The 11728-nt window shown below is 71.0% G+C and carries 7 protein-coding genes and 1 tRNA gene; 2 read left to right on the top strand and 6 right to left on the bottom strand.

All coding sequences use genetic code 11. The features are described 5' to 3' along the window. Positions 1-14: 14 nt before the first annotated feature. The gene (locus tag INT49_RS08290) at positions 15-479 is read left to right on the top strand and encodes a PaaI family thioesterase (protein ID WP_193117259.1); all 465 of its coding nucleotides are present in this window, start codon (positions 15-17) and stop codon (positions 477-479) included. A gap of 21 nt (positions 480-500) precedes the next feature. Here the strand turns inward: INT49_RS08290 and INT49_RS08295 are convergent, their stop codons facing one another. Further along, positions 501-1865, bottom strand: a complete 1365-nt coding sequence (locus INT49_RS08295) for an ABC transporter substrate-binding protein (protein WP_193117260.1) — start codon at positions 1863-1865, stop codon at positions 501-503. 56 nt (positions 1866-1921) lie between these two features. Continuing rightward, the gene (locus INT49_RS08300; RefSeq protein WP_193117261.1) at positions 1922-2575 is read right to left on the bottom strand and encodes an ANTAR domain-containing response regulator; all 654 of its coding nucleotides are present in this window, start codon (positions 2573-2575) and stop codon (positions 1922-1924) included. A gap of 108 nt (positions 2576-2683) precedes the next feature. Here INT49_RS08300 and INT49_RS08305 point away from each other — a divergent pair. Next, positions 2684-2765 (top strand) — tRNA-Leu (locus INT49_RS08305). Positions 2766-2859: 94 nt separating this feature from the next. Here the strand turns inward: INT49_RS08305 and pyk are convergent. The 4 genes from pyk to lgt form a co-directional block, all read right to left on the bottom strand. Next, on the bottom strand, positions 2860-4329 hold the full coding sequence (pyk, locus tag INT49_RS08310; RefSeq protein WP_193117262.1) for a pyruvate kinase: 1470 nt from the start codon (positions 4327-4329) through the stop codon (positions 2860-2862). 100 nt (positions 4330-4429) lie between these two features. Then, positions 4430-5908, bottom strand: coding sequence for a glutamate synthase subunit beta (locus INT49_RS08315; RefSeq protein WP_193117263.1), 1479 nt, complete (start codon positions 5906-5908; stop codon positions 4430-4432). Further along, positions 5901-10598: a glutamate synthase large subunit gene (gltB, locus tag INT49_RS08320; protein ID WP_193117264.1), complete on the bottom strand. Its 4698-nt coding sequence runs from the start codon at positions 10596-10598 to the stop codon at positions 5901-5903. Before gltB ends, INT49_RS08315 begins: the two co-directional genes overlap by 8 nt. A 118-nt stretch (positions 10599-10716) precedes the next feature. Then, positions 10717-11646 carry a prolipoprotein diacylglyceryl transferase gene (gene lgt, locus INT49_RS08325; RefSeq protein ID WP_193117265.1) on the bottom strand — a complete coding sequence of 310 codons (930 nt, stop codon included), beginning with the start codon at positions 11644-11646 and terminating at the stop codon, positions 10717-10719. Positions 11647-11728: the final 82 nt, after the last annotated feature.

An 11728-nucleotide genomic window follows, 5' to 3' on the forward strand; every position in this document is an offset into this window, starting at 1 on the left:
GCACCCTCGTGGGCATGAACGATGCACCGGACCAGACCGAGAACGCCCCCTCCCCGCTGTCCGGGGAGGAGCTGCGCGAGCTCATCGCCCCGATGATCCGCGGGACCCTCGTGGAACGGTGCGGGATGGAGCTGCTGAGCCTGTCCGCCGACGGCGGCGTCATGACGATGCCGGTGGCCGGGAACACGCAGCCGGCCGGGCTGCTGCACGGCGGCGCGACGATCGCCCTGGCCGAGTCCGTCGCCTCCTTCGCCGCGATCGTCCGCGCCCGGGAGGTCCACGGCGACGGCGCCCAGGCGGTCGGCACCTCGGTCTCGGCGCTCCACCACCGCTCGGCCCGGTCCGGGGTCGTCACGGCCACCTGCACCAGCCGGCACGCGGGGCGGCAGGTCGCCAGCTATCTCGTGGACGTGCACGACGAGGGCGGAACACTGCTGAGCACCATCACCGTCCAGACGATGCTCCTCCCGCCGCGCTGAACGGTCGACGCCGGCGGCGCCTCAGCTCCCGGTGCCGACATCCGTGGTGGGACCGGGCTCGATCGCGTTCGCGTCGTCCCAGGTGCTGCTGCGGATCGTCCCGGTGCGGATGTCGTTGTCCGAGCCCAGCTCGAGCGGTCCCGAGCGTCCGGTGAAGGAGATCATGGTGCGCTGCCCGGCAGCTCGTGCATCGCGGAGCAGCGTCGAGCACTCCCCGAACTCGGTGCATTCCTGGGCCCCCGTGAGCACCTTCGTCAGCGACCCGGCGATGTCGACGCCCCCGACCGACACGGCGTCCTCCGCGGCGAGCCCGGCGAGCATGACCGCGTCGTAGGCCTGCTGCGAGTACCCGAACCCGGTGCCCAGCAGCGTCGTGTCGGCGTTGAGCATCATGTTGATGTGGGTGTCGTCCAGCTCGCCGCCGGGCAGGAATCCGGTGGCGGAGGCGAGGCACCCCGGCGCCAGGTCGTCCTCGGAGTAGTCCGCAGTCGCCGCCGGGCTCAACCGGGCGGCGATCTGCACGGTGGGCTCCTGCGACCCGTCCAGCGTGGCGTCGTGCAGGGCGGAGAGGAGAGGTCCCGCCTCCCGGCCGCCGTTGACGACGAGCAGGGCAGGCGGCTCGGCCAGGATGGCCTCGACCACGGCGTCGAGGTCCGGCGACTCCCCGGCGCGATAGAACTGCTCCGTCTGGATCTTCCCGCCCTGAGGGGCCAGGATCCGCGTGAGCTCACCGAGCAGGCTGTGCCCCTGCGCGGTGTCCTCGGAGACGTAGGCGAGCGTGCCGGGCGGGCCGCTCCTGTCCGATCCCGCCGTCCACGCCTGCTCGGCATAGAGGGACGCGATCGCGACGTCATCGGGCGCGAGCCGGATCAGCATGGTGGCGCTGGCCACCTCGGGCTCGCGCACGGTCATGCCGGAGGTGAGGACGTCGATCACGGCGATCTGCGCGTCGACGAGGGCGGGGATCGCCGCGACGAGCGCCTCCTCGTCGAGCGAGGTGATCACGGCGCTCACCCCGGCCTCGGCCATCGTCGCGATGACCGCGGTGAGGTCCTCCCCCGCAGCGGCTGCGACGTGCCGCTCGTGCATCGTCACCTCGCGGCCGAGCACGCCACCCCAGCGGGCGTTGAGATCGATCATCGCCTCGCTGATCGCGATCGAGATCGGCGCCTCGAAGGCTGCGGCGCGGCCATAGGAGGCCCCGATCGATCCGAGGACGAGCGGGGTGTCCGGCAGGGGCTGCGGGGCACTGCGCGTCCCGGCGTCCTCCGCCGAGGCGTCGGGATCGCGGTCAGAGCTGCACGAGGTCAGGGCGCCGACACCTGCCGCGGCGCCGACGATCGCCGGGGCGAGCCCGCGCACCAGCGACCGCCGTGTGATCGACATCGAGCCCGCGCGTCCCTTCTGCTCCGGCATATGCCACGCCGGACCGGTGTCTCCGGTCAGTCCTTGCCGGACCCGCCGAGCTGGTCGACGACGGCGTCGGCGACCTCACGCATCGTGAGGCGGCGATCCATCGACGTCTTCTGGATCCAGCGGAAGGCCTCCGGCTCGGACAGGCCCATGTTGGTCTGCAGCAGGCCCTTGGCACGATCCACGCGCTTGCGGGTCTCGAAACGCTCGCCGAGGTCGGCGATCTCGGACTCGAGCTGGGTGATCTGCTGGTAGCGGGAGATCGCGATCTCGATCGCGGGCAGCAGATCCGCCGGGGTGAAGGGCTTGACGACGTAGGCCATCGCGCCGGCATCGCGGGCGCGCTCGACGAGCTCGGCCTGCGAGAACGCCGTGAGCATCACGACGGGGGCGAGGTTGTCCTCGCCGATGCGCTCGGCGGCGGTCACGCCGTCGACCTGGGGCATCTTCACATCCATCACGACCACGTCGGGTCGCAGCTCGCGGGCCTTGGTCACGGCGCTCTCGCCGTCACCGACCGCAGCGACGACCTCGAAGCCTGCCTCGGTGAGGGTCTCCACGATGTCCATGCGGATGAGGCTCTCGTCCTCGGCCACGACGGCGGTGCGTCGCGGGGTCTCCTCCTCGTCCGGGCCGGAGAAGTCCTGCTGATCGTCGGGAAGGGGGGTGGTGTCGTCAGTCATGTCGCCCTGTGTCTCGGGTAGTGCCTGATGCGGGGTGCCGTGCACCCACGCGGTCGAGGCCGGTGGTCATCAGCGGTATCCTAGTCCAGCCCTCCTCTGAGGGGGCGAGCCGGGTTGGCGGAATGGTAGACGCGGCGCACTCAAAATGCGCTGTCCTTTGGGCGTGCGGGTTCGAGTCCCGCACCCGGTACGAGCAGGGCATGGCGCCTCCGCAGAGCGCCCGCCCATGAGACGGCGCCCGTCGGCCTTCCGGCCGCGGGCGCCGTCTCATACGGTGCAGCGTCTCAGTTCTCGGGCCCGGCCGCGATGCGGTCCGCCTCGATCCGAGCGGACTCGGTGCCGTCGAGGTCACCGATCCGGTGCACGCGCAGCGTGTTGGTCGAGCCGTGGACTCCGGGAGGGGAACCGGCGGCGATCACGACGAGGTCGTTCTTCTGCAGGCCCTTGCTCTCGCGGAGCATCGCGTCGGCCTCCGCGACCATCTGGTCGGAGTCCTTCTGCATGGGCACCAGGTGCGCCTCGATGCCCCAGGTCAGCGACAGCTGGCGGGCGACCTCGGGATACGGGGTCATCGCCAGCAGGGGGATGGTGGGGCGCAGGCGCGAGAGCCGGCGCGCGGTGTCACCGGACTCCGTGAAGGTCACCAGGTACTGCGCGGAGAGCTGGTCGCCGATCTCGGCGGCCGCACGGGTGATCGCACCGCCGCGGGTGTGGGGGATGGTGCCCAGCGGGAGGATGCGGTCGGCGCCGTTCTCCTCCGTGTTGATGATGATGCGGGCCATCGTGCGGACGGCCTCGAAGGGGTACGCGCCCACGCTGGTCTCGCCGGAGAGCATGACCGCGTCGGCGCCGTCGAGGATCGCGTTGGCGCAGTCGGAGGCCTCTGCGCGCGTGGGGCGCGGGCTGGTGATCATCGACTCGAGGACCTGGGTGGCCACGATGACCGGCTTCGCGTTGCGGCGGGCGAGCTCGATGGCGCGCTTCTGCACCAGCGGGACCTGCTCGAGCGGCAGCTCGACGCCGAGGTCGCCACGGGCGACCATGATGCCGTCGAAGGCGCCGACGATGGAGCGCAGGGCGCGCACGGCCTGCGGCTTCTCGATCTTGGCGATGACGGGGACCCGGCGGCCCTCCTCCTGCATGATGCGCAGCACGTCGTCCATGTCATGGGCGTCGCGCACGAAGGACAGGGCGATGACGTCGGCGCCGAGGTTCAGGCCCCAGCGGAGATCGGCGATGTCCTTCTCGCTCATCGCGGGGATGGAGACCGCGACGCCGGGGAGGTTGATGCCCTTGTTGTTCGAGACCGGTCCGGGGACCTCGACGACCGTGGTGACGTCCGTCGCGGTGACGTCGGTGACGCGCACCGACACCTTGCCATCGTCGATCAGCAGGGAGTCACCGGGGCGGCAGTCGCCCGGGAGGCCCTTGAACGTGGTGGAGACGCGCTCCTTGGAGCCGACGATGTCGTCCGTCGTGATGACGAAGGTGTCGCCGACCTCGAGCTGGTGGGGGCCGCTCTCGAACGTGCCGAGCCGGATCTTCGGGCCCTGGAGATCGACGAGGACGGCGACGTTGCGCCCGAGGTCCTCGGCGGCCTTGCGGATGTTCGCGTAGACCTGCTCGTGATCGTCGTAGGTGCCGTGGCTGAGGTTCATCCTCGCCACGTTCATCCCGGATTCGATCAGGGTCCGGATCTGGTCGTAGGTGTTGGTCGCCGGACCGAGTGTGCAGACGATCTTCGCTTTGCGCATGTCAACCCATCAGTAGTTCGAGTAAGGGCCGCGGCCCTCCGGCGGGCACCACGAAGTGCTCGCCGTACTGGCCGCAGCGTCGCGTGGTCCCCCTAGTGTTTCACACCGTGACGGGCTTCTCTCCGGGACTCACCGGCGAAGGCAGCGAGGACGAGCCCATGAGCGCCCGATCCACCGCCGCCGCGCAGGCGCGCCCCTCGGCGATCGCCCAGACGATCAGGCTCTGACCTCGGGCGCAGTCCCCCGCCGTGTACACATTCGGAGCCGTCGTGGCCCAGTTCTCGTCGTGCACGATGTTGCCACGCGAGGTGATCTCCACGCCCAGGGAGGCGAGCAGTCCATCCTCCTGCGCACCCGTGAATCCCATCGCGATGAGCACGAGGCTCGCGGGCAGGACGGTCTCGGTGCCCGGGGTGGGCACACGGGCCCCGTCGCGGAACTGCGTCCGTGCGACCTTCAGGCCCGTCACGGCGCCGTCCTCGCCGACCTCGAAGCCGGTCGTCGAGGCGAGGTAGGTGCGGTCACCGCCCTCCTCATGGGCGGCGGACACCTCGAAGAGGACCGGGTGGGTGGGCCACGGCTGGTCCTCGTTCCGCTCGGCGGGAGGCTGGGTGCCGATCGCGAGGGTCGTGACCGAGCGTGCGCCCTGGCGCAAGGCCGTGCCCAGGCAGTCGGCGCCGGTGTCCCCGCCGCCGATGATCACGACGTCCTTGCCCTCCGCGGAGATCCCGTCCTCCACCCAGTCCCCCTCGACCAGGCGATTGGCCTGGGTCAGGTACTCCATCGCCGGATGCACACCGACGGCGTCGTTCCCGGGGACGGCGAGCTCCCGCGGCGTGCTCGCACCCGTGGCGAGCACCACCGCGTCGAAGCGGGACCGCAGGTCGTCGACGGACAGGGCGCCCTTCCCCGTGCCGCCCACGTCGATCCCGGTGCGGAACCGCGTGCCCTCGGCGCGCATCTGCTGCAGGCGCCGGTCCACATGGCGCTTCTCGAGCTTGAACTCCGGGATCCCGTAGCGCAGGAGCCCGCCCAGGCGGTCGTCCCGCTCGAGCACGACCACGGAGTGCCCGGCCCGGGTGAGCTGCTGGGCAGCGGCCAGCCCGGCCGGCCCTGAGCCCACCACGGCCACGGAGCGGCCCGTCTGCCGGGCGGCCTCGACCGGCTCGACCCAGCCCTCCTCGAAGGCGCGGTCGATGATCGAGACCTCGATGTTCTTGATCGTCACCGGCGGCTGGTTGATGCCCAGCACGCAGCTCGACTCGCACGGCGCCGGGCAGGCACGGCCGGTGAACTCCGGGAAGTTGTTCGTCGCGTGGAGCCGCTCGGCCGCCTCCTGCCAGTCATCGCGATAGACGAGGTCGTTCCACTCGGGGATCAGGTTCCCCAACGGGCAGCCCTGATGGCAGAAGGGGATGCCGCAGTTCATGCAGCGGCCGGCCTGGCGGGACACGACGTTCAGCGTGCCCTTCTCACGGGCCTCGTACACCTCCCGCCAGTCCATCAGCCGCACCGGCACGGGACGTCGGGGCGGCAGCTCCCGATCTCGGTTCCGCAGGAATCCGCGAGGATCAGCCATGAGTGCTCTCCATGATCTCGTTCCAGACATCGTTCGAATCGGGGTCGATCCCCTGGGCCAGGGCGTCCTCGCGGATCCCGGTGATGCGGAGGAACGCGCGGGGCGCGATCTCCGTGAGCCGGCCGAGGAGCTCCTCGGGATCGGCGAGCAGTGCGGCGGCCCGGTCGGACCCGGTGCGCCGGGCGTGCTCGGAGATCGCGTCGAGCACGAAGGATCGGTGGTCCTCCCGCACGGCGCTGATCTCGAAGGTGGCGGCGTCCTGGGCGTTCAGCGCCGCCGGGTCGAGGTCGAGGACGAACAGGGTGCCCCCGCTCATCCCGGCGCCGAGGTTGCGGCCCGTCGGGCCCAGCACGATCACGACGCCGCCGGTCATGTACTCCGCGCCGTGGTCGCCGATCCCCTCGACGACGAGCGTCGCCCCGGAGTTGCGCACCCCGAAGCGCTCCCCCGCCGAGCCGGCGAGCAGGAGCCGGCCGCTGGTGGCGCCGTACGCACAGGTGTTGCCGGCGATCACGGCCGAGGTGAGCGAGGGCTCCGTGGCGGTGCCGTGGCCCACGGCGATCACCCCGCCGGAGAGCCCCTTGCCGACGTAGTCGTTGACGTCCCCGGTCACGTGCAGGCTGATCCCGCGGGGCAGGAACGCCCCGAAGGACTGCCCTCCGGTCCCCTCGAGGTCCAGCACGATGGAGTCGTCGGCCAGGCCGTCTCCCCCGGTGCGGCGGGTGACCTCGTGTCCCAGCAGCGTGCCCGTGCTGCGCTGGACATTGCGGATCGTGTCGGAGATCCGCACCGAGGCGGAGCGCCCATCGATGACGGACGCGGCCTGCGCGATCCACGGGTGGTCCGCGGCGCGGTCGAGCTGATGGTCCTGGCCGCGGCGGCGCCGCGGATGGTCGCCCGGATGGATGGTGGGCGGCGCGAGGATCGCTCCCAGGTCGAGCCCTTCCCGCTTGGCCGCCCCGAGGACCGACCCGCTGCGGGCGTCCTCGCGCAGGTCCAGCAGGTCGCTGCGCCCGATCGCCTCGTCCAGGCTGCGCAGGCCCAGGGCCGCGAGGTGCTCGCGCACCTGCTGGGCGACGAACTGGAAGAAGGTCACCACGTGCTCCGCGCGGCCGGTGAACCGTGAGCGCAGCTCGGGGTTCTGGGTGGCCACGCCCACCGGGCAGGTGTCGAGGTGGCACACCCGCATCATGACGCAGCCGGAGACGACCAGCGGGGCGGAGGCGAAGCCGTACTCCTCGGCACCCAGCAGCGCGGCGATCACCACATCGCGTCCCGTCTTCATCTGGCCGTCGACCTGCACGGTGATGCGATCGCGGAGACCGTTGAGGAGCAGGGTCTGCTGGGTCTCCGCCAGGCCGAGCTCCCACGGGGTGCCGGCGTGCTTGAGCGAGTTCAGCGGGCTCGCCCCGGTGCCGCCGTCGTGCCCGGAGATGAGCACCACGTCGGCATGGGACTTGGAGACCCCTGCCGCGACGGTGCCGACCCCGAAGCGCGACACCAGCTTCACGTGGACGCGGGCCGACGGGTTCGCCGACTTGGCATCGTGGATCAGCTGGGCGAGGTCCTCGATGGAGTAGATGTCGTGGTGCGGCGGCGGCGAGATCAGGCCGATGCCCGGGGTGGAGTGCCGGGTGCGCGCGATCCACGGGTACACCTTCTCCGGGGGCAGCTGGCCGCCCTCGCCCGGCTTCGCCCCCTGGGCGATCTTGATCTGGATGTCCCGGGCGAAGGTCAGGTACTCGCTGGTGACCCCGAAGCGGCCCGACGCGATCTGCTTGATCGCGCTGCGTCGCTCCGGGTCGCGCAGGCGCTCGGGATCCTCCCCGCCCTCCCCGCTGTTGGACATGCCGCCCAGGCGGTTCATCGCGATCGCGAGGGTCTCGTGCGCCTCCTGCGAGATCGAGCCGTAGCTCATGGCGCCGGTCATGAAGCGGCGCGTGATCTCCTCGACCGGTTCGACCTCGTCGATCGGGATCGGGTCGAGCTCGCCCGTGCGCAGCTGCAGCAGACCGCGGATCGTCATCAGCCGCTCGTGCTGGTCATCGACCTCGTCGGTGTACCTCCGGAACTCCTCGTACTGGCGGTTCTTCGTCGAATGCTGCAGGCGGAACACGGCCTCGGGGGTGAACAGGTGCGGCTCCCCCTCCCGGCGCCACTGGTACTCGCCGCCCACGGGCAGGTTGCGGTGGGCGGGGTGCTCCCCGTCCACCGGATACGCCAGGGCGTGGCGGGCCGCGTTCTCCTGCGCGATGACGTCCAGGGTGATCCCCCCGATGCGGCTGATCGTGCCGGGGAACCAGGTCTCCACGAGATCCTGCGAGAGGCCCACGGCCTCGAAGATCTGGGCGCCGCGGTAGGAGGCGACCGTCGCGATGCCCATCTTCGACATGATCTTCAGCACGCCCTTGCCGAGCGCCCGGTTGAGGTTGCGGACGGCGTGCTCGGGGGTGATGTCGCTGATCACCCCGCGGCGCACGAGCTCCTCGACGCTCTCCATCGCGAGATAGGGGTTGATCGCGCTCGCCCCGTAGCCGATCAGCAGGGCGGCGTGGTGGACCTCCCGCACGTCGCCGGCCTCGACGACCAGCGCGGCCGCGGTGCGGCGGCCGGTGCGCACGAGGTGGTGCTGCACGGCGCTGGTCAGGAGCAGGGACGGGATCGGCGCGAGCGTCTGGTTGGCGTCGCGGTCCGAGAGCACCAGGAAGGTGGCGCCGTCGTCGATCGCCGCGACCGCCTCCTCGCAGATCTCCTGCAGCCTCCGCTGGAGCGCCGCGGTCCCGCCGCTCACCGGGTAGAGGCCGCGCAGGCGCACGGTGTGGAAGTCCGCGGTGGCCGGGTTCGCATCGACCGCGATGATCTTCGCGAGCTCGTCGTTGTCCAGGATCGGGAAGTCCAGCCCGAGCTGGCGGGCGTGCTGCGGGGTGGCGTCGAGCAGGTTGCGCGACTGGCCGATGGCCACGCCCAGCGAGGTCACGATCTCCTCGCGCAGGGAGTCCAGCGGAGGATTGGTCACCTGCGCGAACATCTGGGTGAAGTAGTCGAACAGCAGCCGGGGCCGCTCCGAGAGCACCGCGATCGGGGTGTCGGTGCCCATCGCTCCGAGCGGTTCGGCGCCCTTGGCCGCCATCGGGGCGAGCAGGATCCGCAGCTCCTCCTCCGTGTAGCCGAAGGTCTGCTGGCGCCGCACCACGGAGGACCGCGAGTGGATGATGTGCTCGCGGGAGGGGAGGTCCGCCAGCTGCACCTTCTGCTCGCGCACCCAGGTGCCGTACGGATGCTCGGTGGCGATGGCGTGCTTGAGCTGATCGCTCGGGACGATCTCCCCTGCGGCGAGGTCCACCAGGAAGATCTCGCCCGGGGCCACGCGCCCCGTGCGCACCAGGGAGCTGCGAGGGACGTCGACCAGCCCGGTCTCGGATCCGAGGATCACCAGGTCGTCGTCCGTGATCCAGTAGCGCAGCGGGCGCAGTCCGTTGCGGTCCAGGCGCGCGCCGACCTGGGTGCCGTCGGTGAACACCACCGAGGCGGGCCCGTCCCAGGGCTCCTGGAGCGCCGCATGGAACTCGTAGAAGGCCCGCAGATCGGGGTCCATCGTGGCGTCGTTCTCCCAGGGCTCCGGGATGAGCATCATGAGCGCGTGCGGGAGGGAGCGGCCCGCGAGGTGGAGCAGCTCGAGGGCCTCGTCCAGACCGGCGGAGTCGGAGGCTCCGGGGGTGTTGATCGGCAGCAGCCGTTCGAAATCCGTCCCGAAGGCGTCCGTGCGCATGCTGCCCTCGGCGGCCCGCAGGCGGTTGCGGTTGCCGATGACGGTGTTGATCTCGCCGTTGTGGGCGAGCGCCCGGAAGGGATGGGCGAGCGGCCAGGCCGGGAAGGTGTTCGTCGAGAACCGCGAGTGGACGATCGCGAGCTCGGAGGTGACGCGCGGGTCGCGCAGGTCCGGGTAGAACTCGTCGAGCTGCACCGGGGTGAGCATGCCCTTGTAGACCATCACCCGTGTGGACAGCGAGGGGAAGTAGGCCCCCGTGGTGTGCTCGACCCGGCGGCGCACGGCGAAGGCCGCACGCTCCAGCTCGAGGCCGGTGCGCGCCCCGGCCCCGTCGACCGCTCCGGCCACGCCTGCCGCGCCGTCCGCACCTGCTGCGTCTGCCAGGAAGACCTGCACGAAGTCGGGGCGGACCGCTTCGGCGGAGGGGCCGACGAGACCGTCGGTGATGGGCACCTCGCGCAGTCCGAGCAGCTGCAGGCCCTCGTCGGCCGCGATCGTCCCGAGAGCGTCCAGCGCCTCTGCTCTGCCGGCCGGATCACGGGGCAGGAAGGCGGTGCCGGCCGCGTAGGCACCGAGGGGCGGCAGCTCGAACCCGACGACCTCGCGGAGGAAGGCATCGGGCAGCTGCACCATGATCCCGGTGCCGTCGCCGGTGTCCTCCTCGGCGCCGACGGCTCCGCGGTGCTCGAGGTTGCGCAGCGCCGTGAGCGCGTGCTCGACGATGTCGTGCCCGGGGCGACCGCGCAGGGTCGCGATCATCGCGACGCCGCAGGAGTCGACCTCGCTGTCGGGGTGGTAGAGGCCCTGGGGCGCAGGGAAGTCCGAGAACCGGGAGGACCGGACGGAGTGCGCCGAGCGCAGATCGTCGGTGGGGTGCGTGGAGCCGGTGGACAGAACGGAATCAGAATCGAGAGATCGCATGGGAGCGAAGCCCTTCCAGGTGGGCGGCCGGTGGCGGGGGGCGTCGGATATCGACGACTGCCCGGTCGCAGGCCCGGGATCCACCTGGCGATCTGCATCGCGCGGGGTCCTGGGTGGCCTACGGTCCGGGTGAGGGATCCTCACCCGTGGACGGAGGCGTCCCGGACTTCTCGACCTCGTCCTCATCGGGACCGTTGCCCGCGGTCTGGGCGAACAGCACGAACGAGCCGTCGGCGGCGACGACCTCTCCCCCGCGGCGCTGCTTGCGCCGAGTGAGGTTCACGAACACCAGGACGCCGAAGAGCACCATGAGGATGGCGACGAGGGTGTGGATGCGCAGGGGGCCGACCATCAGCACCGGCTCGGTGCGGATCGAGTCGACCAGAGCGCGCCCGGCGGAGTAGATGACGACGTAGGCCCAGAACACGCGACCGCCGGCCCACTGGAAGCGTCGGCTCAGCAGCATCAGCACGGCGAGCCCCGCGAGCATCCAGATCTGCTCGTAGGCGAACGTGGGGTGATATGTCCCGGGGACGCAGCCCCCGATGGTCTGCCCGTTCGTCACGCAGGTGACGTCCCAGGCCCACCAGGCGTCCAGCTCCGGTCCGTACAGCTCCTGGTTGAACCAGTTGCCGAAGCGGCCGAGGATCTGGGCGGCCATGATCGTCGGCCCGATCGTGTCGGCCAGGGCGACGAAGGAGACCTTCTTGACGCGAGCCATGATCCAGACGGCCACGGCTCCGCCGGCCACGCCGCCGTAGATCGCCAGGCCGCCCTGCCAGATGTAGAACACCGCGAGCGGGTCGCCGTCGGGTCCGAAGAAGGGGGCCGGGGAGGTCAGCACATGCCAGATGCGCGAGCCGATGATGCCGGCGATCACGGCGACGAACACGATGTCGAAGAGGTCGTCGGCGTTGCCGCCGCGCTGCTCCCAGCGCTTGGTGGACCACCACAGGGCCAGCCCGATGCCGGCCAGGATGCAGATCGCGTAGAAGTGCACCGTGAGCGGGCCGAGGGACACGGAGGAGATGGGCGGGCTGGGGATCATGTCCGTGCACTCCTCACTGTCGTGCCCCGTTCATGCGGGCTGGTGTCGAACCTGGCTGGTGGTCGAGCCGGGCTGGTGGTCG

The sequence above is a fragment of the Brachybacterium tyrofermentans genome (genome assembly GCF_014897585.1).
Classification (GTDB): Bacteria; Actinomycetota; Actinomycetes; order Actinomycetales; family Dermabacteraceae; genus Brachybacterium; species Brachybacterium tyrofermentans.

What these genes read in the sequence shown, in the direction of transcription:
- INT49_RS08290 (WP_193117259.1), top strand. Translation starts at nt 15, where the DNA reads ATGAACGATGCACCGGACCAGACCGAGAACGCCCCCTCCCCGCTGTCC.
- INT49_RS08295 (WP_193117260.1), bottom strand. Translation starts at nt 1,865, where the DNA reads ATGTCGATCACACGGCGGTCGCTGGTGCGCGGGCTCGCCCCGGCGATC.
- INT49_RS08300 (WP_193117261.1), bottom strand. Translation starts at nt 2,575, where the DNA reads ATGACTGACGACACCACCCCCCTTCCCGACGATCAGCAGGACTTCTCC.
- pyk (WP_193117262.1), bottom strand. Translation starts at nt 4,329, where the DNA reads ATGCGCAAAGCGAAGATCGTCTGCACACTCGGTCCGGCGACCAACACC.
- INT49_RS08315 (WP_193117263.1), bottom strand. Translation starts at nt 5,908, where the DNA reads ATGGCTGATCCTCGCGGATTCCTGCGGAACCGAGATCGGGAGCTGCCG.
- gltB (WP_193117264.1), bottom strand. Translation starts at nt 10,598, where the DNA reads ATGCGATCTCTCGATTCTGATTCCGTTCTGTCCACCGGCTCCACGCAC.
- lgt (WP_193117265.1), bottom strand. Translation starts at nt 11,646, where the DNA reads ATGATCCCCAGCCCGCCCATCTCCTCCGTGTCCCTCGGCCCGCTCACG.